Genomic DNA, 22,041 nt, shown 5'->3' with positions numbered 1-22,041 from the left:
GGGGGTTTCATATTAAGCTCTACTGGCTTAGTTCACTAGCACACTGTTGAGTTCTCAAGCAACACACCCCGCATCACACCCACCCCCACAAGGGCGAGCCTGACCGAAGCGGTCATTCCTAGCAGTTTGTGGTGGGACACCCACTCAATCACCCTAGAGGCGAGAGCTTGGTTCGTGTCCCGGCGGCCGCCCGGTCTCCCTGGCGACTTGAAGAACTTTACACCCCCCGGAAGGGCCCGAAACAGGGGGGTCCCTTAACTGCGTTCCCGCAGGTCAGACCCCCTGTTTCGGGCCCAGGGCGGAACTCAGCCCTCGACGCGCACGCCGGCGACGTTGCGCTTGCCCTTGCGGACCACGAGCCAGCGGCCGTGGAGCGCGTCGGAAGCCGAGGGCTTCCACTCCTCGTCGGCGATCTTCACGTTGTTCACGTACGCGCCGCCCTCCTTCACCGTCCGCCGCGCCGCGCCCTTGCTGTCCACCAGTCCCCCGGCGAGCAGCAGGTCGACGATCGTCGCGTCGCCGGCGGGCTCGACCTTGCCGTTCGGGACCTCGGCCATGGCCGCGTCGAGAGTCGGGCCGTCCAGGTCGGTCAGGTCGGCGCGGCCGAACAGGGCCTGGCTCGCCGCGATGACCTGGCGCGTCTGGTCCTCGCCGTGCACCAGGTTCGTGAACTCCTCGGCCAGCCGCTTCTGCGCGGCGCGCAGGTGCGGGCGCTCCTCGGTGTCCTTCGCCAGCTCGTCGATCTCCTCCCGGTCGAGGAAGGTGAACAGGCGCAGGTAGCGGAGCACGTCGGCGTCGCCGACGTTCACGAAGTACTGGTACCAGGCGTACGGCGAGGTCAGCTCCGGGTCGAGCCACACGTTGCCGCCGCCGGTGGACTTGCCGAACTTGCGGCCCTCGGCGTCGGTGACCAGCGGCGCGGTCAGCGCGTGCGCGGCGCCGCCCTCGACCCGGCGGATCAGGTCGACCCCTCCGACGAGGTTGCCCCACTGGTCCGAGCCGCCGACCTGCAGCTTGCAGCCGTGCTTGCGGTACAGCTCCAGGTAGTCCTGCGACTGCAGCAGCAGGTAGCTGAACTCGGTGTAGGACATGCCGTCGCCCTCGAGCCGGCGCTTCACCGTCTCCCGGTTCAGCATCACGTTCACCGAGAAGTGCTTGCCGACGTCGCGCAGGAACTCCAGCGTGTTCTGCTTCCCGGTCCAGTCGAGGTTGTTCTCGACGACCGCGCCGGTCGGCGAATCGTCGAAGTCCACGAACCGCTCCAGCTGCCCGCGGATCCGCCCGGCCCAGTCGGCGACGACGTCCAGGGTGTTCAACGTGCGCTCCCCGTTGTCGCGGGGGTCGCCGATCATCCCGGTGGCGCCGCCGGCCAGCACGATCGGCCGGTGCCCGGCGCGCTGGAACCGCTTGAGCATCAGCAGCGGGACGAGGTTGCCGGCGTGCAGGCTGGGCGCGGTCGGGTCGAAGCCGCAATAGAGCGTGAGCGGGCCGCGGTCGAGTTCTCGGCGCAGGGCGTCGATGTCGGTGGACTGCGCGATCAGGCCGCGCCAGGACAACTCGTCAAGGATGTGCTCACTCACACCTGTAGATGATCCCCCACCAGGTCAAACGACTATCCCGCGGGTCGCACCTGCCGGCGTTTCCCGCCGCGGCGGTAGGTCGAGACGGCTGGTGAGCCGTCGATCCAGAACCGCCACGGCGTGTCCATCGCCATCGCGACGCCGACGCGCGGGCCGGTGCGCACGTTGTCCGCGGGCACGCGCTCGCCGACGAGCAGCCGCACCGGCGACTCGGGGTCGGTGAGATCGAGGCCGTTCTGCTCGCGGGCGAGGCCCAGCACCGAGGTGAGGATGGCCGGGCCTTTGGCGAGTTCGCCGTTGCCGCGCGCGTTCGGCCGCCGCTTCCGCACGATGTCCGCGCCCTCGACGACCTCGCCGGCGCGCAGCAGCACCGCGCCCGGCTGGCCGTCCTCGGTGCCGACGACGTTCGCGCAGAAGTGCATGCCGTAGACGAAATACACGTAGAGGTGCCCGGCCGGGCCCCACATCACCGCGTTGCGCGGCGTCTTCCCGCGGTAGCAGTGCGAAGCGGGATCGTCGAGCCCGCGATAGGCCTCGACCTCGACGAGCCGCACCCCGACCCGGCCTTCGGGCCCGTCGGCCTCGAGGACGGCGCCGAGCAGCAGCCGAGCCAGGTCGACCGGGTCCAGTGCCAGTTCTTCGCGCCGGAACAACCGGTCCACACGCACTCCCCTCGTCAGGCCGCCAGCCTAACCAGCGGCCCGACGGCAGATCACTTGAGCCACTGCCGATGCGCCGCGACGCGCTCGACGAGGCGCTCCCGCTGCTCGGCGACCCGGTCCGGCGCGGTGCCGCCGCGCGCGTCCCGCGAGCGCACCGAGCCTTCGACGGTGAGGACCTCGCGCACCGCCGGGGTCAGCGCCGGGTTGATGGCCTGGAACTCCTCGTCGGTCAGCTCGTCGAGCCCGACGCCGCGCCCCTCGGCGACCCGCACGCTCTCCCCCGCCGCCTCGTGCGCGACGCGGAACGGCACGCCCTGGCGCACCAGCCATTCGGCGATGTCGGTGGCCAGCGTGAACCCGGCGGGGGCCAGTTCGGCGAGCCGGTCGGTGTGGAAGGTGAGCGTGCCGAGCATCCCCGCGATCGCCGGGAAGAGCAGCTCCAGCTGTTCGACCGAGTCGAAGACCGGTTCCTTGTCCTCCTGCAGGTCGCGGTTGTACGCGAGCGGCTGGGCCTTGAGCGTGGCGAGCAGGCCGGTGAGGTTGCCGATCAGCCGGCCCGCCTTGCCGCGGGTCAGCTCCGCGACGTCCGGGTTCTTCTTCTGCGGCATGATCGAGCTGCCGGTGGCCCACGCGTCGTCCAGCGTGACGTAGCCGAACTCGGCGGTGTTCCAGATGATCACCTCTTCGGCGATCCGCGACAGGTTCACCGCGAGCATCGCGACGGCGAACGCGAACTCGGCCACGAAATCGCGCGAGGCGGTGCCGTCGATCGAGTTCTCCACGCTGGTGTCGAAGCCCAGCTCGGCGGCCACCGCTTCCGGGTCCAGGCCGAGCGACGAACCGGCGAGCGCGCCCGAGCCGTACGGCGATTCCGCGGTGCGCGCGTCCCAGTCGCGCAGGCGCGAGACGTCGCGCAGCAGCGACTGGCCGTGAGCCATCAGGTGGTGCGCCAGGAGAACCGGCTGCGCGTGCTGCAGGTGGGTGCGGCCGGGCAGGATCGCGTCCGGGTGCCGGGACGCCTGCGACACCAGGGCGTCGATCACGTCGAGCGTGCCCGCGACCACCCGGCGCGCGGCGTCGCGCAGCCACATCCGGAACAGCGTGGCGACCTGGTCGTTGCGGGAACGGCCGGCGCGCAGCTTGCCGCCCAGCTCGGCGCCGGCGCGTTCAAGCAGTCCGCGTTCGAGCGCGGTGTGCACGTCCTCGTCGGCGACCGTCGGCGTGAACGCGCCGGATTCGACGTCCCGCGCCAGCGTGTCGAGCGCGTCGAGCATCCCGGCCAGTTCCGCTTCGGTGAGCAGGCCCGCCTTGTTCAGCACGCGGGCGTGCGCGCGCGATCCGGCGATGTCGTAGGGCGCCAGGCGCCAGTCGAAGTGGGTCGAGGCGCTCAGCGCCGCCATCGCCTCGGCCGGCCCGCTGGCGAACCGGCCGCCCCACAGCTGCACCGGCTGGTCTTTCCCGCTCACGTTCTGCCTCTCTCGTCCGGCGTCTCAGGACGCCTGGGTGCTCGGATGCTGGGTGCTCCCCAGCGGAGTCTGCCCGGTCGCCGGGCGGTACCGCCGTCCGACCGGGCGAAGCCGCCTCCCGGGGAGGCCGGCGACGGCCGCGCTGCCCGCGTGCAGCACCAGCCGCACCTCGCCGGACACGCGCTCCTGCGCCCGCCGGACGAACGCGTCCAGCGGCTCGCGCAGCGGCGAGAACCACAATCCGTCGTGGACCAGCTCGGCCCACCGGCGGTCGACGCCGTGTTTGAACCTCGCCAGATCGCGGTCGAGGGTGACCGATTCCAGTTCCTGGTGCGCGGTGACCAGCACCGCCGCGCCCGGTGCGTCGTAGCCGCCCGCCAGCTCGAACCGGCCGATGCCGTGCACTCCGGCCCGATGGCCGAGCCGCTGCACCGCCTCGGCCACGCTGACCGTCTCGCCGTCCACGGCGACCGGCACGCCCTGTTCGAAGGTGACGACGACCTCGTCCGGCATGCCGAGGTTCGCCACGGCGTCCTCGGTGCAGCGGTAGCCCTCGTTCGCGGCCCGCCCCCACAAAGTCCGGCTCGTCGACAGCTCCTGCCCGCCGGGGGCGCCGAGTTCGACGATCTCCAGGTCCGGCGCGAGGGCCGCGATCATGCTGGACAGCACGCCCCCGCCGCCGTGCGCGACGGCCGACGCGTTGCGGTCCTTCGCGGTCGCGACCAGCTGGCTCGCCAGCAACGGCCGGGCCAGCGCGTCGACCAGCGGGTGCCGGTCGAGGAGCAGCGCATTCGCTTGCAGGGCAAGCAAACAGTAGCCGTTGACGAATTCCTCGCGGACGTCCGCGACCACGATCTCGGCCGCGCCGTCCGCCGCCGCCTGCCGCCGCAGCGCGCACAAATCGACGTCGCCCGCACCGAAGTCCGCCGCCAACGCGACCACTTCACGTTGTCCGGCAAGGAGATTCAGCGCGGCTGAGGAGCCGTGCCCGCCCGGATAGGCGAGCACGACCCGCCGGGTCACGGCTCGTCCCCTTCCGCCGAACCTTGCGCGAGCGCGGTGAACCGCTCGGCGAGGTCGCGTCCGGTCAACGGTTCGCGCGCGATGACCGCGACCGTGTCGTCGCCCGCGATGGACCCGACGACCTCTTCCAGCGCGGCCCGGTCGATCGCGCTCGCGAGGAACTGCGCGGCGCCCGGCGGCGTGCGCAGCACGGTGAGGTTGCCCGACGAATCCGCCGACACCAGCAGTTCGGCAAGCAACCGGGACAACCGCGAAGTGCCGCCCTGCACGCCGCGGACCGGGCTGCCGTCCTCGGGGATGACGTAGACCGGCGCGCCCGAGTCGGCTCCGCGCAGCTTGACCGCGCCGAGTTCGTCGAGGTCGCGCGAGAGCGTCGCCTGCGTGACCTCGATCCCCTCGGCGGCCAGCAGCCGCGCCAGCTCCGTCTGGCTGCGGATGGCCATCGTGGACACCAGTTCGGTGATCCGCGCCTGGCGCCCGACCCGGCTGCTGGTCATCGGCCGTTCTGCCCGAACAGCCAGACCAGCAGGGCCTTCTGCGCGTGCAGCCGGTTCTCCGCTTCGTCCCAGACCGCGCTGGCCGGGCCGTCGAGCACCTCGTCGGTGATCTCCCAGCCGCGGTGCGCGGGCAGGCAGTGCAGCACGATCGCCTCGTCGGCGGCGCGCTTCAGCAGCTCGGCGTTGATCTGCAGGGCGCGGAACGGGCCGACCCGGTCGAGGCCGTCGTTCTCCTGGCCCATCGACGTCCAGGTGTCGGTGACCAGCACGTCCGACCCCTCGACGGCTTCGTGCGCGTCGGTGTAGACCGTCGCGCTGCCGCCGGTCTCCTCGCCGCGCTTCTTGGCGTCGAGCATCACCTGCTGGTCGGGCTGGAAGCCTTCCGGCGACACGACGCGCACGTTCATCCCGGCGGTGGTGCCGCCGAGCAGCAGCGAATGCGCCATGTTGTTGGCGCCGTCGCCGAGGTAGGTCAGCGTGAGCCCGGCGAGCTTGCCCTTGCGCTCGCGGATGGTCATCAGGTCGGTGAGCACCTGGCACGGGTGGAACTCGTCGGTGAGCGCGTTGACGATCGGGATCGACGCGACCGACGCCATCGAGTCGATGCGCTTCTGCGCGAACGTGCGCCACACGACGGCGTCGACGTAACGGGACAGCACGCGCGAGGTGTCCTCGATGGTCTCCTCGCGGCCGAGCTGCATCGAGCGGCCGTCGACGATCACCGGATGCCCGCCGAGCTGGCTGATGCCGACCTCGAACGAGAACCGGGTCCGGGTGGAGTTCTTCTCGAAGATCGCGGCCACCGTGCGCCCGGCCAGCGCCTTGGTGCCGAGCGGATCGGCTTTCAGCTGGTCGGCCAGGTCGAGCAGGGCGGCCTGCTCGGCGGGGGTGACGTCGTCGTCGCGGAGGAAGTGGCGGGGCATCAGTCGGATTCCTTCGTGGTGGTGGAGTCGAGCGCGCCCGGGAGGGCGGAGAGGAAGCCGCGCGCCTGCTGCTCGTCGAGCACGAGCGGCGGGGCGAGCCGGACGGTGTCCGGGGCGACCGGGTTGACGAGGTAGCCCGCGTCCTGCGCGGCCTTCGCGACGGCCGCGGAGACCGGTTCCCGCAGGCCGATGCCGAGCAGCAGCCCCGCGCCGCGGACGCCGGAGACGAGCGGGTGGCCGAGCGCCTCGACGCCGGCCGCGATGTCCTTGCCGAGCGCCGAAACGTGGTCGAGCAGGTCGTCCCGGACGATCGTGCGCAGCACGGCCAGCCCGGCCGCGCAGCACACCGGGTTGCCGCCGAAGGTGGTGCCGTGCTGGCCCGGCTTCAGCAGATCGCCCGCCGCGCCGACGCCGATCACCGCGCCGAGCGGAAGCCCGCCGCCGAGGCCCTTCGCGAGCGTGATCACGTCCGGCACGATCCCGGCCTGCTGGAAGCCGAACCAGGTGCCGAGCCTGCCGATCCCGGTCTGCACCTCGTCGAGCACGAGCAGCGCGCCGGCGGCCTTGGTGATCTCGCGCGCGGCCTGCAGATAGCCGTCCGGAGCCGGAATCACGCCCGCTTCGCCGAGCACCGGCTCCAAGAAGACCGCCGCGGTTTCGCCGTCCACGGCCGCCCGCAACGCTTCCACGTCGCCGTACGGAACGTGCGTGACGCCCGGGACCAGCGGCTCGAACGCCTCGCGCTTCGACGGCTGCCCGGTGAGCGACAGCGCGCCCATGGTGCGCCCGTGGAACGCGCCCTCGGCCGCGACGATTTTGCTGCGTCCGGTGAGCCGGGTGATCTTCAGCGCGGCCTCGTTGGCCTCCGCGCCGGAGTTCACGAACAGGACTTTGCCCTGCCCGGTCAGGCCCGCGACGTCGAGAAGGGTTTCGGCGAGTTCGACCGCAACCGGGTTCACGTACAGGTTCGACGTGTGCCCCAGCTTCGAGATCTGCTCGGTGACCGCGCGCACCACCTCGGGATGCGCGTGGCCGAGCGCGTTCACCGCGATGCCGCCGACCAGGTCGACGTACTCGGCGCCGTCCGCGTCCCACACCCGCGCGCCTTCGCCGCGCACGAGAGTCAGGCCGGGAGTGCCGTAGTTGTCCATGACGGCCGACTGCCAGTGCTGCTGACCGTCCGCATTGGACTTGAGGGTAGTCACGGGTGCTCCGTTCCGGAGGGCGCTGCCTCGGGCAGCACCATGGTCCCGATGCCGCGCGAGGTGAAGACCTCGAGCAGCACCGAATGGGCGAGCCTGCCGTCGATGACGTGGGCGCCGCGCACGCCGCCGCGCACCGCGCGCACGCACGCCTCCATCTTCGGGATCATGCCGCTGGCGAGGCCGGGCAGCATGCGTTCGAGACGGTCGACGGGGATCCGGTCGATCAGCGACGACCGGTCCGGCCAGTTGGCGTAAAGACCTTCGACATCGGTGAGCACCACGAGCTTTTCCGCGCCGAGCGCCGCGGCGAGCGCGCCCGCGGCGGTGTCGGCGTTGACGTTGTGCACCACGCCGTCGACGTCGGGGGCCACCGTGGACACGACGGGGATGCGGCCGGCGTTCACGATGTCGAGCACCGCGTCCGGGTTCACCTCGGCGACCTCGCCCACGAGGCCGATGTCCACCTGCTCACCGTCCACAGTGGCCTGTTTGCGCTCGGCGGTGAACAGCCGCGCGTCCTCGCCGGAGATGCCGACCGCGTACGGCCCGTGCGCGTTGATCAGGCCGACCAGCTCGCGGCTGACCTGCCCGACCAGCACCATCCGCACGATGTCCATGGTCTCCGGCGTGGTGACGCGCAGGCCGCCCTTGAACTCCCCCGGCACGCCGAGCCGCGAGAGCATCGCGCTGATCTGCGGTCCGCCGCCGTGCACGACCACCGGGTGCAGCCCGGCCAGCCGCAGGAACACCATGTCCTCGGCGAACGCGGCCTTCAGCTGCTCGTCGATCATCGCGTTGCCGCCGTACTTGACCACGACGGTCGCGCCGTGGAACCGCTGCAGCCACGGCAGCGCTTCGATCAGCACCCCGGCCTTCTCGGCCGCGCTGGCGAGACGTTCGTCCGCGGAGACAAGCCTTCCGGTATCCGTCATGACGAGTACGCGCTGTTCTCTTCGACGTACGCGTGCGACAGGTCCGTGGTGTAGATCGTGGCCTCGCCGGAACCGACCCCGAGATCCACGACGACCTCGATGGCCCGCCCGGACAGGTCGGCCGCCGACCGGTCCTCGGCCGTCGTGCCGCCCGCGAACAAGGTGACGCCGTTGATGGCGATCGACACCGTTTCCGGGTCGATGTGCGCCGGTGCGCGGCCGAGTGCCATCGCGATCCGGCCCCAGTTCGGGTCGGACCCGAACAGCGCGGTCTTGACCAGGTTGTCCTCGGCGATCGTCCGGGCCACCACGATCGCGTCGGCCTCGGACGCGGCGCCCTTCACCGTGACGTCGACATCCTTGGTGGCGCCTTCGGAATCGGCCCGCAGCTGCAGCACCAGGTCGTGGCTGACCTTGGTGAGCAGCTCGGTCAGCTCGGCTTCGGTCGGCTCCACCCCGCTCGCGCCCGAGGCGAGCACGAGCACCGTGTCGTTCGTCGAGGTCCCGCCGTCCACGTCGAGCCGATCGAACGTGACGTGCGTGGCGGCGCGCAGCGCACGGTCGAGAGTTTCCTTGTCCGCCACGGCATCCGTGGTCAGCACGGACAGCATCGTCGCCAGGTTCGGCGCGAGCATCCCCGCTCCCTTGGCGAATCCGCCGACGCTCCAGCCGGATTCGTGCTGGGCGAACGCCTGCTTCGGCTTGGTGTCGGTGGTCATGACGCCGGTGGCCGCGTTGAGCGCCGCTTCCGGGCTGGAGTCCAGCGCCTTGACCGCACTGTCCACACCGGACAGAACGGCGGCCATCGGCAGCCGCTCGCCGATCAGCCCGGTGGAGCAGACCGCGACCTCGATCGCCCCGGTGCCCAGTACTTCGGCGACCTTCTCCGCCGTGGCGTGGGTGTCCTGGAACCCGCCCGGCCCGGTCGCCGCGTTCGCTCCGCCGGAGTTGAGCACGACGGCCTTCAGCTTCTGCTGCTTCAGCACTTCCTGCGACCACAGCACGGGCGCGGCCTTGATCACGTTCCGGGTGAACACGCCGGCCGCGACGTCGAGCGGGCCGTCGTTGACGACCAGCGTGAGGTCGAGCGCGCCGGAGGCTTTGATCCCGGCGGCTACGCCCGCGGCGCGGAAACCCTTCGGTCCGGTGACGGTCACGGTGCCACTCCCACGGTGGAAAGTCCGGTGGCCTCGGGGAAACCGAGCGCCAGGTTCATCGATTGGACGGCACCGCCCGCGGTGCCCTTGGTGAGGTTGTCGATCGACGTGACGACGACGAGCCGCCCCGCGCCGGCGTCGATCCCGAGCTGGAGCTGGACGTTGTTCGAACCGACCGTCGCGGCGGTGGTCGGCCAGGTCCCTTCGGGCAGGACCTGGACGAACGGTTCGGCGCCGTAAGCCTTCTCGTACACCGCGCGCACGGCGGCCTCGTCGACGTCGCCGACGACTTGGGCGCTAGCGGTGGTGAGAATGCCGCGCGGCATCGGCGCGAGCACCGGCGTGAACGACACGGTCACCGGTTTGCCCGCCGCAGCGGAGAGGTTCTGCACGAACTCCGGCGTGTGCCGATGCGCCCCAGCGACGCCGTACGCGCTCGCGTTGCCCATGACCTCGGACCCGAGCAGATTCGGCCGGAGGCCCTTGCCCGCACCCGACGTCCCCGTCACCGACACCACGGTGACCGCGGGCTCGATCAGCCCGGCTGCCAACGCCGGCGCCAACGCCAGCGACCCGCCAGTCGGGAAGCAGCCGGGAACCGCGATCCTCTTGGTCCCCACGAGCTTCTCGCGCGCCCCGGGCAGTTCGGGCATCCCGTAGGGCCACTGGCCCGCGTGCTCGCCGGAGTACCACCGTCGCCAGTCCGCCGCGTCGGCGAGCCGGTGGTCGGCCCCGAGGTCGACCACGAGCACGTCCGGCCCGAGCTGAGCCGCGATCTCGGCCGAGTGGCCGTGCGGCAGAGCCAGGAACACGACGTCATGGCCCGCGAGCGTCTCCGCGTTCGTCTCGAGCAGCACGCGCCCGGCAAGCGGAACGAGGTGCGGCTGGTGCGTGCCCAGCGTCGTCCCCGCGCTGCTCGCCGCCGTGAGAGCGCCGATCTCGACCTCGGGATGGGTCAGGAGCAGGCGCAGCAGTTCGCCGCCCGCGTACCCGCTGGCCCCGGCTACCGCGATCTTCACCGTCATACGAATGATTATGCACGAGCGTGCAAGCTCAAACAAAGAGGGTTTGCTCACCCTGGCCGTCCCCTCCCCAGGACTTCCGTGGATTCTCTCCGTATTTCTCCGTATTCAGGCGGTTTTCCGTCGCCTTGGCAGGCCGAAGCCCGTCTCGGCAAGCCGAACCAGCCGGTGCCGCGGTGCAGCCAGCGGTGGCGGCGTGTCCGCTCGCCGCCGTCGGCACCGCATCCGGCCGCCGATGCCTACCGCCCCGGGCTCCGACCCTGTCCGCGCACCGACGACGTCCCTCATGCCGTGTCGTTGCGCCGCGCAGACTCTTCCGCCACCCGTCCAGGCGGCACGGGCCCGTCGGGCGCATGACATGTTCGGCCGCGGCCCCTCAGCCGCGCTCGCCGTGCAGCTGTAGAGGTCCTCCGGACCGCAACCGCACTGACCCGACCGCACGGGCCCGCTCGGCCACCCGAGCCATCCCGGCCGCCGAGGCACGCATCGCCCAATCGCTCCAGCCGCTCACCCAACCTCTCCAGTCACCAGACACTCAGCCACACGTCACTGGGCCCGAATCCGCCCAGCCACAGACCCCGGCCGCCCAGACCACCTAGCCGCGACCGCCCAGGCCGCCTCATCGCACACGCCGCCTAGCCACACAGCCACCGCCGCCCAAACCGCTCGGACGCACCAGCCACCACCCCGGCCGCACCAGCCGTCACGCTCCGGGCCACCCGGCCGCACCAGCCGCCACGCTCATAGCCGCCCAGCCGCACCAGCACCACACTCCGGCCGCCCAGCACCAGCCCCACACTCCGAGCCGCCCGGACGCACCAGCCGTCACTCTCCGGCCGCCCAGCCGCACAAGCACCACCACCCGGGCCACCCAGCTACACAAAGCCACCGCCACCCCGGCCACCGCCACCCCGGCCACCGCCACCCCGGCCACAGCCGCCCAGGCCAGCTGGCCATCCGAGCGCCCAGCGTCCCGAACCATCAGGCAACACAGCTCGTTCACCGCCCGAACCGGCCTCCGCCACCCCGTCCGGCCAGCGCATGAACCGCCGCTGCAGCGCACAGGCAACGCCACGCCGGGCCCGCCGCGGCACGCGAACCCGGCGGGCACTCCTCAGTCCGCCCCCTCCTCCGCTTCGCGCAGACTCGGCGGCGTCGGCAGATGATTTCCCGGATGCTCCGGATCGCAGCCGACCCGGGGCAGACGCGCCCGGATCCCTCCGGGAGTCCGCTTGAAATGCCGCGCCAGCTCGGCCACCGAATCCCCGGCGAGCCAGCGGGCCTCCAGCTCCGCGTCCATCTCGTCGGTCCACGGCCGCCCCTGCTGCGCCGGGCGTCCGCGCGATCTTCGCCGCGAACCGCCGCCCGCGAAGGTGCGCAGGCTCGTGTCGAGCAGCTCCGCGACGGTCGCCACGGACGTCACGTCGAGTTCGAGTCTGCCCTCGACGACGGGTTCGCCGTCCGGCCGTTCGCCGCCGACCGTGACCGTGACCCGCTCCGGCTCGCCGTCCTCGCTGCGCGTGATGACAGCGACCTGGTACTGGACATCTCCTGACCGGACCTCGGTCCGGTGCTCCTGAATGATCGTCATGGCCGCGAAGGTATCCGCGACCCCCGACAATTTTCGATCACTTAACGCGATCGGGTGACTGCGGTCCGAAATTGTCAGACCCTCGCCGTAGCGTCCCCGGCGACCCGAAAAACAACCGAGGGGGATCGGTGGACCAGCGGAAAAGAACAGTGCCCCGGCCTGGCGGACCAGACCGGGGCACCGGGAACGACAGGTCAGAAACGCAGCAGCCCGGCGAGCAGGCTTTGCTTCGCCTCCGCCGCGGCCTTCGCCTGGGCATCGGCCTTCTGCTGCGCGCTAGACGCGACCGGAGACGGAACCGGCTGCGGCACCGCGGCGCACTGGACGTCGGAACGGTCGGCTCGCACCCGCTTCGGCAAGGCGCCGGTGGCGAGGTAGTCGGCGACCCGGTCGTCCACGCACGAAACCCCGGACAGCGAGCCGGCGTGCGTCGTCCCGCCGGGCGCGCTGATCAGGCTCGAGCGCGGGTAGCGCTTGCGCACTTCGAGGCTGCCCGAGTACGGCGTGGCCGCGTCGAGTTCCTCGCTGATCAGCAGCGCGCCGCTCGCCTTCGAGCCGTCGATCTCCACCGGTTTGCCCGGCTTCGCGGGCCAGTTCAGGCAGGTCGCGTTGTACCAGGTGTTGCTCCAGGTTTCGAAAGGCGCGCGAAGGTGGGTGACCCACGCGTCGCGGCGCCAGCGCTCCCAGTCCCGGGGCCACTGCGCATCGGTGCACTGCACCGCGCTGTAAACCGCGTAGCCGTTGTCGTCGCCGGGCGCGTTCGACTTGTCGTACAACGCTTTCAGCGCCTGCCAGTCGCCGCGGTGCACCCAGCCGTCGAAGGCCTTGGCCATATCCTCCCAGCCGAACACGTAGTAGCCGGCCTGCAGGAAGATGTCGGTCCACTCGTCGCCGCCGACCACGCCGCCCGCCGGGGCGCGGTCGAGCTTCCGCTGCTGCGCGTACCAGAGCTGCTCGACCGCCGGGCCGGTCTTGCCGAGGTGGTAGACGCTGTCGTACTTCGCGAGCCAGTCGAAGTAGATCTTGATGTTGCGGTCGAAGGCGACGTCCTGGTCCAGGTTGGCGTCGTACCAGACCTTGCGCGGGTCGACGTTCCCGTCGAGCACCATCCGGCGCATCCGGTCCGGGTACAGCGTGCTGTACACCTGCCCGAGGTAAGTGCCGTAGGAGAAGCCGTAGTAGTTTATCTGCTGCTGCCCCAGCGCCTTGCGGAGGCTTTCCATGTCCTGCGCGACGTCAGTGGTCTTGATGTGGTCGAGCAGCGGGCCGTTCTTCGCGCAGGCCTCGGCGTAGTCCTCCGTGCGGGTCCGCCAGGCGCTCTCCAGCTGCGGCGTCTTCGGCACGTAAGCCGGGCGGACGGGCGCGAAGTAGTTACCGTCGCAGGTGAGAGCCGGTTTGCTGGAGCCGACTCCGCGGGGGTCGAAGCCGATCCAGTCGTAGCTGTCGCCGGCGTGCTTGGGCACGTTCCGGCCCAGCACGGAAAGCCCGAGCCCCGAGCCTCCCGGCCCGCCCGGGTTCACCAGCAGCACGCCCTGGAACTCCGCGGTTTTGTGCTTCACCCGGGAGACGGCGATCTGCACCGTCTCGCCCGACGGCCGCGCGTAGTCCATCGGGACCACCAGGAAGCCGCATTCGGCTCCCGCCTTGACGAGGCCCGGCGAGGAACACGGTCCCCACTTGATCGGCGGCGGCGCGTAGCCCGGCCCTTCGGGCTGCACCGCGGTGGCGGCGGGTGCGACAGCCAGCGTTCCGGCCGCGAGAGCGGCGGCGGCCAGCGCGGTGACGATTTTCCTCACAGTGGTCCTTTGCGTCCGACGGCAACCCGGGCTCGTCGAAGCTACCGGCTGCGCGGCAGAATCTCGTTTCCCGACACGAGCCGCGCTGTCCCCCGATCGTCGGGATCCGAGACGACGGAGGTGGTCCTCAGTGGACGCGGGCGAAGCGTTGCGCACGGCGGTGCGAACCGGGCTGGCGGAACTGGCCGACCCGGTCAAAGCAGCGGAAATGCAGGCATACATGAAGTCCGCGATGCCGTTTCGCGGCGTGCCGAAACCGCCGCGCGCCAAACTCATGAAGACGGTTCTGGCCGAGCAAGTTCTGCCCGATCGAGTGACATACGCGGAAACCGTGCTCGCGTTGTGGCGGGAAGCGGAGTACCGCGAGGAGCGGTACGCGGCAATAGATCTGTCCGGGCATCGCGCCTATCGGCGGTGGCAGGACCCGGAACTGCTGGAGATGTACGACGAGCTGATCGTCACCGGGGCGTGGTGGGACTACGTCGACGTGGTCGCGATCCGCCGCGTCGGGCCGATCCTGCGCGAGCACCGGGCGGCGGTCACGCCGGTTCTGCGCCGCTGGATGACCGACGCTGACCGCTGGCGCCGGCGGACGGCGGTGATCTGCCAGGTCAGCGCGAAGGGCGACGTGGACCAGCAACTGCTCGCCGACGCGATCGAGGCGAACATGGAGGATCGGGATTTCTTTCTGCGCAAGGGAATCGGCTGGGCGTTGCGGGATCACGCGCGCGCCGAGCCGGAGTGGGTACGCGCGTTTGTCAAAGCGCACCCGGGATTGTCCGCACTGTCCACACGGGAGGCGATGAAGCACCTCAGCTGAAGCGAAAGCCCGGTTCGTCGCGACGCACCTGCAGCCGTTGTGCGACACCATCCACCCGCATTCGCCACTCCTGCGCGACGCACGCGATCGAGCGCGAGGAGCCGCTGCGGCAGGTACAGCACGAACTCGGACACTGCGCGCTGCCTAGTGCCAGACATCGAAAGGAGGGTGCCATGACACCAGCGCTCCCCCGCCCCGGCTGACCGGCCGGTGGCCGGAGCGCGGGACGGGGACAGCGCCGGATCAGGCGCGGAGCGTCGCTCCGAAGCGCTCGCTGGCAGCAGCGACCGCAGCGTCGCGGGCCTTGGTGGCCTCGTCGACGGTGAGGGTGCGGTCCGCGGCGCGGAAGCGGAGCTTGTACGCCAGGGAACGCTTGCCTTCGCCGAGCTGCTCGCCGGTGTAGACGTCGAAGAGAGTGATCTCCTCGAGCAGCTCGCCGGCTCCCTCGCGGAGCACGTCGGCGAGGTCGGCGGACGGGACGTCCGTGCCGGCGACCAGCGCGACGTCCAGCAGCACCGGCGGGTAGGCCGAGATGCTGGGCGCCGGACGGGAGTCGGGCAGCGGGATCGCGTCCAGGTCGAGTTCCATGGCGACCGTGCGCGGCGGCAGGCCGAGGGCCTCGACGACCTTCGGGTGCAGCTCGCCCGCGTGGCCGACCGGCCAGTCGCCCACGCGCAGCTGGGCGCAGCGGCCCGGGTGCCACGGCAGCAGGTCGGCGGCCTGCACCGTCAGCTGCACGCCGGAGGCCTCGGCCACCAGGCGCGCGGCCTGCACGGCGTCGGCCCAGCCGGCCTGGCCGCCCTTGCCCCACCAGCCGGCGCGCGGGCGCTGGCCGCTGAGGACGACGGCGACGTGCACCGGCTGTGCGGGCACGGCGGCCTCCAGCACGGCGAGGTCCTCGTCGCTCGGGCGGTGCTCGACGCCGAGGTCCGGGACCTCGAGCTGGTTCGGCTTCGGCAGCACGACCTGGCCGACGTGGAAGAGCGACACGTCCTTCAGGCCGCGGGAAACGTTGCGCTGCAACGTCTCCAGCAGGCCCGGCAGGAGGGTCGTCGCCATCCGGTCGCGGTCGGCTTCGAGCGGGTTGCGCACGCGCACGGTGGTGCGGCGGATGTCGTCCTCGGGCAGGCCGAAGGCGTCCCACACCGCGTCGCCGATGAACGGGAACGGGCGCACCTCGACGTAGCCCGCTTCGGCGAGCGCGCCGGACACCGCGCGGCGGCGGCGCTGCGCGTCGGTGAGGCCGCGGCCCGCGGGCGCGGCGGGCAAGACCGACGGGATGCTGTCGTAGCCCTCGAGCCGCAGGACCTCCTCGACGAGGTCGGCGGGCTGCACGAGGTCGCCGCGCCAGCTCGGCGGGGTCGCGGTGACGAGACCGACGCCCTGGTCGCTCGTGCTGAGCTGGACCTTGCAGCCGATCTGGCCGAGCCGCCGCACCGTGACGCCGCGTTCGTAGCGCACGCCGGCGACCTGGTCGGGCAGGTTGATCGGCATGGTCACCGGGGCGTGCGGGGCGACGCCGCCGACGTCGGTGCGGCCCGGGCGGATCGCGCCGTCGCCGTACTGGCGCAGCAGCCGCGCGGCGAGTTCCACTGCGGCCGCGCACAGCGCCGGGTCGGTGTAGCGCTCGAAGCGCTTCGCCGCCTCGGAGAACAGCTTGTGCCGGCGCGCGGTGCGGCTGATCGACGCCGGGTTCCAGTGCGCCGCCTCGAGAAGCACGTCCGTGCTCTCCGGCGTGATCTCCGTGCTGGCCCCGCCCATCGTGCCGGCCAGGGAGATGACGCCGCTGTCGTCGGCGATCACGATGTCGTCCGCGTCGAGGGTGCGCTCCACGTCGTCGAGCGTGGTGAGCTTCTCCCCCGCCTTCGCGCGGCGGACCACCAGGTCGCCCTGGATGGAGCCGGTGTCGAACGCGTGCAGCGGGTGGCCCAGCTCGAGCATCACGTAGTTGGTGACGTCGACCGCGAGCGAGATGGAACGGATGCCGGCCAGCATCAGCCTGCGGCGGATCCGCCACGGCGTCGGCGCGGTCGCGTCCAGACCGGTGACTCGGCGGAGCACGAACCGCGGGCAGCCTTCGGGGTCCTCGACCCGGACCGGCCACGCCTCGCCCTCGGCCTCCGGGAAGTTGTCGAGCATCGCCGGGTCGCCGAACGGCACGTCGAGCGCGTTCGACAGTTCGCGCGCCAGGCCACGGATCGACAGCGCGTAGCCGCGGTCCGGGGTCGGCGTGACCTCGATGACGGTGTCGTCGAGGCCGAGCAGGTCCTTCGCGTCGTCGCCCGGGCTCGCCGTGCCCGGCGGGAGCACGAGGATGCCGCTGTGGTCGTCGCCGAGACCGAGTTCGGCCGCCGAGCAGATCATGCCGTCGCTGATCTTGCCGTACGTCTTGCGCGCGGAGATCTCGAAGCCGCCCGGCAGGACCACGCCCGGAAGCGCGACCACGACGAGGTCGCCCTCGGCGAAGTTGCTCGCGCCGCAGATGATGCCGCGGGTCTTGATGCCGTGCGGGCCCTCGTTCTCGAGCGGGCCGTCGTCCTCGTCGTCGTCCTCTTCGGACAGTTCCGCTTCGTCGGGCTCCGGGTCGGGTTCCTCGCCGACCTCGACGCGGCAGAACCGCACCGGCTTCTTGAAGCCGGTCAGCTCCTCGATCTCCGCGACGCGGCCGACCACGAGCGGGCCGGTCACCGGGCCGAGCTCGCTCAGCTCGTCGACCTCGATCCCGATCCGCACGAAGGCGTCGGCCAGGTCCTGCGGCGTGACGTCGGCATCCACTTCGAGATGCTCGGTCAGCCAGCTCACCGGGACTCGCACTACGCCTCCGTTCCGAAGGGAAGGGTGAACCGGACGTCGCCTTCGACCATGTCGCGCATGTCCGGGATGCCGTTGCGGAACTGCAGGGTCCGCTCGATGCCCATGCCGAACGCGAAGCCGGAGTAGACCTCCGGGTCGACGCCGCACGCGCGCAGCACGTTCGGGTTGACCATGCCGCAGCCGCCCCATTCGACCCAGCCGGGGCCGCCCTTCTTCTCCTCGAACCAGACGTCGACCTCCGCCGACGGTTCGGTGAACGGGAAGAAGTGCGGGCGCAGCCGCGTCTTGGAGCTCTCGCCGAACATCGCGCGGGCGAACGCGTCGAGCGTGCCCTTGAGGTGCGCCATGGTGAGGCCCTTGTCGACGGCGAGGCCCTCGACCTGGGTGAACACCGGCGTGTGCGTGGAGTCGAGCTCGTCGGTGCGGTAGGTGCGGCCCGGGCACACGACGTACACCGGCAGCTCGCGGTGCAGCAGGCTGCGGGCCTGCACCGGCGAGGTGTGCGTGCGCAGCACGAGGCCGGAGCCTTCCTCGCCGACGTAGAACGTGTCCTGCAGCTGGCGCGCCGGGTGGTCCTTGCCGAAGTTGAGCGCGTCGAAGTTGAACCACTCCGCCTCGAGCTCGGGGCCTTCGGCGACCTCGTAGCCCATGGCGACGAAGACGTCGGCGATGCGCTCGGACAGCGTGCTGATCGGGTGCCGGGCGCCGCGCGGGACCTGGTCCCACGGCAGCGTGACGTCGACGGCCTCCTCGCGGAGCACGCGCTCGTCGCGCTCGGCCTGCAGCGCCGCGCGGCGCGCGTCGAACGCGGACTGGACCGCTTGGCGGGCCTCGTTGACGCGCTTGCCCGCGTCGGCCTTCTCCTGCTTCGGCAGCGCGGCGATCTCCCGGCGCGCGAGCAGCACCGGCGACTGGTCCCCGAGATGGGCCGGTTTGACGGCGGCGAGCGCGTCCAGGTCGGCCGCGCCGGCGAAGGCGTCCTCGGCCGCCTTGATCGCCGCGCGCAGGGTCTCCGGTGCGAGCACGTCGACCGGCTGTTCTGTGGCTCCGGACATGACTCCTCGGCGTCCGCTGGGACTGGTGTTGTCGGCGGCACGCGGGCATGCCGCCGCACGTGCACATCGGGCAGCTCAGTCTAGGGGATCGGGCTCCGGGCCCGGCCGCTCACCCTCCGCTTCCGGAGCGCCCGCGCCGGATCCGCCCCGTGATCACGACCGACCGTCGCCGAGGACCCGAACGGAGGTCAGCGAATCAGGTGAGGACCACCCCTCGACCGGCTTGCCGCGGACCCTCGCCGGGGCGCCCTCCGGAGGGCCTCGGCTGGGGCGTCGGCGGCTGATCGCGGAGCGGCAGCGGGCTCGGGGCGCGGGACCGGCGGCCGGGCAGCTCGGCGAGGATCGAGCCGACGACCCGGGCGGCTGGTGCGGCGGCCCGCACTTGACCGAGCCATAGCCGACCCCAGCAGGGATCGAGCCGACAACTCGGACGGCTGGTGCGGCGGCTCACACTTGGCCGAGCCATAGCCGACCCCAGCAGGGATCGAGCCGACGACCCGGGCGGCTGGTGCGGCGGCCCGCACTTGACCGAGCCATAGCCGACCCCAGCAGGGATCGAGCCGACAACTCGGACGGCTGGTGCGGCGGCCCGCACTTGACCGAGCCATAGCCGACCCCAGCAGGGATCGAGCCGACAACTCGGACGGCTGGTGCGGCGACTCACACTTGGCCGAGCGATAGCCGACCCCCAAGCGCGGAAGTCGCTGGCGTTAGCTGCCACTTAGCCACGCGACAGCCTTCCGCACCACGGAAGTCAGCAGCCTCGCAACTCACGCATCATCGGACGCAACGGCCGTCGGGGCCGGAGGCGGAAGGCAGTTGTCGCCTCAGGGAAAGATCGTCTTCCGTAGTCGTGTCGACCTCGATCGCTGGCAACCCGAGCCGCTCGGTTCCGCTCGGAGGAGGGGCGCGAACATTCGGTCCGCTAAGCCAGGTTGCGGGCAGCCGCGCCGGGTCGCTCGTTCGCCGCACGAAGCTCTCCCCCGGTGCACTCCTGCCTTCGCTCGCCGCGTGGCGGAATTTCGGCGTCGGCAGGAGCCAGGCGGCCTGGTCCACGCCATTCAGCAGCGGCCTGACCAGGTGCGGCAGCAGGCGGAAACCATCGGCGACGCACGGTTTCGCGGGCAGAGCAAGGAGATTGTCGACGATCAGCTAGCAGGCCTCGCCGCGGAACCAGGGGAACGTTTCCGGCATGACGGCCGGGGATCGGCGGGCCCAGCGTTCGTCCATGTCCATCGCCAGGAAGGCGTGCGGAGCCGGGGAAGGGCGTGTGTGCATGGCGTCGTCGGTGGTGGGCGGCCAGGCACCGGGTCAGCGGTGTGCGGCCATCGCCGCGGTGTACACGCAGACTGCGGCGGCCGTGGCCAGGTTGAGGCTTTCCGCCTTGCCGTACAACGGGATCCGGACTGCTTCGTCCACTGCGGACAGTACGTCCTCGGGCAGGCCGTGCGCCTCGTTGCCGAAGATCCATGCCACTGGGTCTCCGAAGCGGACAGTCTCGAGCGAGGTCGAGGCGTAGCCGTGGGCGGCCAGGGTCCGCAGGCCGGCCGCGCGCAGGGCGGTCAGGACCGACGGGATGTCCCGGGCGCGGGCCAGCGGGACGTGGAACGTCGAACCCGCGGCGGCGCGGACGCTTTTGCCGTTGTGCGGGTCTACGGTGTCGCCGGCCAGGATCACCGCGTCGGCGCCGGCGGCGTCGGCTACCCGGATCACGGTGCCCGCGTTGCCGGGTTCGGCGACGTCCACCAGGACTGCCACCAGGCGAGCCGAGGCCAGAACCGTCTCCAGTGGACGGTCGACCAGCGAGCAGACCGCGATGATTCCTTGCGGCGTCACGGTTTCCGACAGGCTCGCGGCCGCGCGTTCGGTGATCGGCGACACGCGCGGGGCGGCTTCCACCAATGCCGGGTGCGCGGCCGCGGCGCGTTCGGTCACGAAGAGTTCGTGGACCGTGCCATGGGACAGAGCCGAGGTGACCGCGTTGACTCCTTCGGCCAGGAAGCGGCCGGTTTTCTCTCGTTCCGCGCGCCGGGTCAGCTTGCGCGCGGCAACGACCCGGGGGGTCCGTTCGGTGAACGGATCCGCCCCGGGCCGGACAATGCCGCCGGTCAGGCCGACTTCGCTTCGCCGGTCGTGACGTTCGCCTTGGCGAGCTCGGCGAGCGCGGTGAAGGCGGCGGCGTCGTTGACCGCGAGGTCCGCGAGGATCTTGCGGTCCACCTCGACACCGGCGGCCTTCAGGCCCTGGATGAACCGGTTGTAGGTGACGCCGTTGGCGCGAGCGGCCGCGTTGATGCGGGTGATCCACAGCTGGCGGAAGTCACCCTTGCGCGCGCGGCGGTCGCGGTAGGCGTAGTTGAGCGAGTGGAGCGTCTGCTCCTTGGCCTTGCGGTACAGCCGCGAACGCTGGCCGCGGTAACCGCTGGCCAGTTCGAGAGTCGCGCGACGCTTCTTCTGGGCGTTGACCGCCCGCTTGACGCGTGCCACTGGTCCATCCTGTCGAATTCGGGGGGTGCGGGGACCCCGGGGTGGTCGGGAAAGGGTGCGGGCCTCAGCGGCCGAGCAGGCGCTTCACTCGGCTGACGTCGTTCTGGGCGACCTCGGTGGTGCCCTCGAGACGACGGGTGAGGCGGTTGGACTTCTTCTCCATCAGGTGGCGGCGGCCGGCCTTCTGGCGGCGCAGCTTGCCCGAACCGGTGATGCGGACCCGCTTCGACGTGCCCTTGTGCGTCTTCATCTTCGGCATGGTTGTTCGTCCTCTTCCGTGCGGCGGCACACCGGAGAACCCGGTGTGCCGCTGACTGTGCTGGTCGGCGCCGGGGCGCGCTACGCCTCGGGAGCCGGTTCGGCCTTGACGGCCTTCGGCTTCACGTTCTTGTGCGGGGCCAGCACCATGATCATGTTGCGTCCGTCCTGCTTCGGCGACGATTCCACGAAGCCGAGCTCGGTGACGTCGTCGGCGAGCTTCTGCAGGAGCCGGAAACCGAGCTCCGGCCGGGACTGCTCGCGGCCGCGGAACATGATCGTGACCTTGACCTTGTTGCCCGCCGCCAGGAACCGCGACACGTGACCCTTCTTGGTCTCGTAGTCGTGCTGGTCGATCTTCGGACGCAGCTTCTGTTCCTTGATGACGGTGAGCTGCTGGTTGCGGCGGGACTCGCGGGCCTTCTGGGCGCTCTCGTACTTGAACTTGCCGAAGTCCATGAGCTTGGCCACGGGCGGGCGGGCCTGCGGGGCCACCTCGACGAGGTCGAGATCCGCCTCCTGCGCAAGCCGCAGCGCATCCTCGATCCGGACGATGCCGACCTGCTCGCCGTTGGGACCGACGAGCCGGACTTCCGGCACCCGGATGCGTTCGTTGATGCGTGTCTCGGAGCTGATGGGGCCTCCTTGGTCCGAGTGATGTTTTCTCGTTCGACCTGGTGCCCACACGATTCAGGCCCCGCCGCCGGCTGCTGCCGGTGCACGGGGCCCGCTCTGTCTCCGATCGCGTCCGGCG

Annotated in this window: 20 protein-coding genes; 1 reads left to right on the top strand and 19 read right to left on the bottom strand. The window is 71.1% G+C overall.

Going from position 1 to position 22,041, the window contains the following annotated elements:
- Nucleotides 1–305: 305 nt before the first annotated feature.
- From tyrS to F9C11_RS24695, 12 genes are all read right to left on the bottom strand, one after another.
- Nucleotides 306–1,580, bottom strand: coding sequence for a tyrosine--tRNA ligase (gene tyrS / locus F9C11_RS24750; protein WP_409179742.1), 1,275 nt, complete (start codon nt 1,578–1,580; stop codon nt 306–308).
- A 32-nt stretch (nt 1,581–1,612) separates the two neighbouring features.
- Complete coding sequence (locus F9C11_RS24745) at nt 1,613–2,248, bottom strand: DNA-3-methyladenine glycosylase (protein ID WP_409179741.1); 636 nt, start codon at nt 2,246–2,248, stop codon at nt 1,613–1,615.
- Between the two features lie 44 nt (nt 2,249–2,292).
- Nucleotides 2,293–3,708: an argininosuccinate lyase gene (gene argH, locus F9C11_RS24740; protein WP_409179740.1), complete on the bottom strand. Its 1,416-nt coding sequence runs from the start codon at nt 3,706–3,708 to the stop codon at nt 2,293–2,295.
- A 24-nt stretch (nt 3,709–3,732) separates the two neighbouring features.
- Nucleotides 3,733–4,731 (bottom strand): argininosuccinate synthase domain-containing protein, encoded by a 999-nt coding sequence (locus tag F9C11_RS24735; RefSeq protein WP_409179739.1) that lies wholly within the window; start codon nt 4,729–4,731, stop codon nt 3,733–3,735.
- Nucleotides 4,728–5,228, bottom strand: coding sequence for an arginine repressor (locus F9C11_RS24730; RefSeq protein WP_009079593.1), 501 nt, complete (start codon nt 5,226–5,228; stop codon nt 4,728–4,730). The genes F9C11_RS24735 and F9C11_RS24730 overlap by 4 nt, the downstream gene beginning before the upstream one ends.
- Nucleotides 5,225–6,151 (bottom strand): ornithine carbamoyltransferase, encoded by a 927-nt coding sequence (gene argF, locus F9C11_RS24725; RefSeq protein WP_409179738.1) that lies wholly within the window; start codon nt 6,149–6,151, stop codon nt 5,225–5,227. The genes F9C11_RS24730 and argF overlap by 4 nt, the downstream gene beginning before the upstream one ends.
- Nucleotides 6,151–7,356, bottom strand: a complete 1,206-nt coding sequence (locus F9C11_RS24720) for an acetylornithine transaminase (RefSeq protein WP_409179737.1) — start codon at nt 7,354–7,356, stop codon at nt 6,151–6,153. Before F9C11_RS24720 ends, argF begins: the two co-directional genes overlap by 1 nt.
- Nucleotides 7,353–8,288 carry an acetylglutamate kinase gene (gene argB, locus F9C11_RS24715; RefSeq protein ID WP_409179736.1) on the bottom strand — a complete coding sequence of 312 codons (936 nt, stop codon included), beginning with the start codon at nt 8,286–8,288 and terminating at the stop codon, nt 7,353–7,355. The genes F9C11_RS24720 and argB overlap by 4 nt, the downstream gene beginning before the upstream one ends.
- Nucleotides 8,285–9,445, bottom strand: a complete 1,161-nt coding sequence (gene argJ / locus F9C11_RS24710; protein WP_409179735.1) for a bifunctional glutamate N-acetyltransferase/amino-acid acetyltransferase ArgJ — start codon at nt 9,443–9,445, stop codon at nt 8,285–8,287. Before argJ ends, argB begins: the two co-directional genes overlap by 4 nt.
- On the bottom strand, nt 9,442–10,470 hold the full coding sequence (gene argC / locus F9C11_RS24705; RefSeq protein ID WP_409179734.1) for an N-acetyl-gamma-glutamyl-phosphate reductase: 1,029 nt from the start codon (nt 10,468–10,470) through the stop codon (nt 9,442–9,444). The genes argJ and argC overlap by 4 nt, the downstream gene beginning before the upstream one ends.
- 1,111 nt (nt 10,471–11,581) lie before the next feature.
- Nucleotides 11,582–12,058, bottom strand: a complete 477-nt coding sequence (locus F9C11_RS24700) for a helix-turn-helix domain containing protein (RefSeq protein ID WP_409179733.1) — start codon at nt 12,056–12,058, stop codon at nt 11,582–11,584.
- Between the two features lie 194 nt (nt 12,059–12,252).
- Complete coding sequence (locus tag F9C11_RS24695; protein ID WP_409179732.1) at nt 12,253–13,854, bottom strand: alpha/beta hydrolase; 1,602 nt, start codon at nt 13,852–13,854, stop codon at nt 12,253–12,255.
- Nucleotides 13,855–13,984: 130 nt separating this feature from the next.
- Between F9C11_RS24695 and F9C11_RS24690 the strand changes: the two genes are divergently transcribed.
- Nucleotides 13,985–14,674: a DNA alkylation repair protein gene (locus F9C11_RS24690; protein ID WP_409179731.1), complete on the top strand. Its 690-nt coding sequence runs from the start codon at nt 13,985–13,987 to the stop codon at nt 14,672–14,674.
- 243 nt (nt 14,675–14,917) lie between these two features.
- Here F9C11_RS24690 and pheT read toward each other — a convergent pair whose 3' ends face one another.
- From pheT to infC, 7 genes are all read right to left on the bottom strand, one after another.
- Nucleotides 14,918–17,488: a phenylalanine--tRNA ligase subunit beta gene (gene pheT, locus F9C11_RS24685; protein ID WP_409179730.1), complete on the bottom strand. Its 2,571-nt coding sequence runs from the start codon at nt 17,486–17,488 to the stop codon at nt 14,918–14,920.
- The gene (gene pheS / locus F9C11_RS24680; protein WP_409179729.1) at nt 17,488–18,543 is read right to left on the bottom strand and encodes a phenylalanine--tRNA ligase subunit alpha; all 1,056 of its coding nucleotides are present in this window, start codon (nt 18,541–18,543) and stop codon (nt 17,488–17,490) included. Before pheS ends, pheT begins: the two co-directional genes overlap by 1 nt.
- Before the next feature lie 1,152 nt (nt 18,544–19,695).
- Nucleotides 19,696–19,821: a hypothetical protein gene (locus F9C11_RS24675; protein ID WP_409179728.1), complete on the bottom strand. Its 126-nt coding sequence runs from the start codon at nt 19,819–19,821 to the stop codon at nt 19,696–19,698.
- 33 nt (nt 19,822–19,854) lie between these two features.
- Complete coding sequence (locus tag F9C11_RS24670; protein WP_409186970.1) at nt 19,855–20,643, bottom strand: TrmH family RNA methyltransferase; 789 nt, start codon at nt 20,641–20,643, stop codon at nt 19,855–19,857.
- An 8-nt stretch (nt 20,644–20,651) separates the two neighbouring features.
- Complete coding sequence (gene rplT, locus F9C11_RS24665) at nt 20,652–21,029, bottom strand: 50S ribosomal protein L20 (protein ID WP_009079612.1); 378 nt, start codon at nt 21,027–21,029, stop codon at nt 20,652–20,654.
- Nucleotides 21,030–21,093: 64 nt separating this feature from the next.
- A complete protein-coding gene (gene rpmI / locus F9C11_RS24660; protein WP_009079615.1) occupies nt 21,094–21,288 on the bottom strand; it encodes a 50S ribosomal protein L35 in 195 nt (64 codons plus the stop codon).
- 80 nt (nt 21,289–21,368) lie between these two features.
- Nucleotides 21,369–21,974, bottom strand: coding sequence for a translation initiation factor IF-3 (gene infC, locus F9C11_RS24655; protein WP_101439378.1), 606 nt, complete (start codon nt 21,972–21,974; stop codon nt 21,369–21,371).
- Nucleotides 21,975–22,041 lie beyond the last annotated feature (67 nt).

This window comes from Amycolatopsis sp. VS8301801F10 (assembly GCF_046195355.1).
Taxonomy (GTDB): Bacteria; Actinomycetota; Actinomycetes; order Mycobacteriales; family Pseudonocardiaceae; genus Amycolatopsis.
The sequence above is the reverse complement of the archived record's forward strand: the minus strand, read 5'-3'. Positions and strand labels throughout refer to the sequence as shown.

Excerpts from the sequence above, each read along its gene's own strand:
- argF (WP_409179738.1), bottom strand. The coding sequence starts at position 6,151 with ATGCCCCGCCACTTCCTCCGCGACGACGACGTCACCCCCGCCGAGCAG.
- F9C11_RS24675 (WP_409179728.1), bottom strand. The coding sequence starts at position 19,821 with ATGCACACACGCCCTTCCCCGGCTCCGCACGCCTTCCTGGCGATGGAC.
- argC (WP_409179734.1), bottom strand. The coding sequence starts at position 10,470 with ATGACGGTGAAGATCGCGGTAGCCGGGGCCAGCGGGTACGCGGGCGGC.
- F9C11_RS24700 (WP_409179733.1), bottom strand. The coding sequence starts at position 12,058 with ATGACGATCATTCAGGAGCACCGGACCGAGGTCCGGTCAGGAGATGTC.
- argB (WP_409179736.1), bottom strand. The coding sequence starts at position 8,288 with ATGACGGATACCGGAAGGCTTGTCTCCGCGGACGAACGTCTCGCCAGC.
- rpmI (WP_009079615.1), bottom strand. The coding sequence starts at position 21,288 with ATGCCGAAGATGAAGACGCACAAGGGCACGTCGAAGCGGGTCCGCATC.
- F9C11_RS24730 (WP_009079593.1), bottom strand. The coding sequence starts at position 5,228 with ATGACCAGCAGCCGGGTCGGGCGCCAGGCGCGGATCACCGAACTGGTG.
- pheS (WP_409179729.1), bottom strand. The coding sequence starts at position 18,543 with ATGTCCGGAGCCACAGAACAGCCGGTCGACGTGCTCGCACCGGAGACC.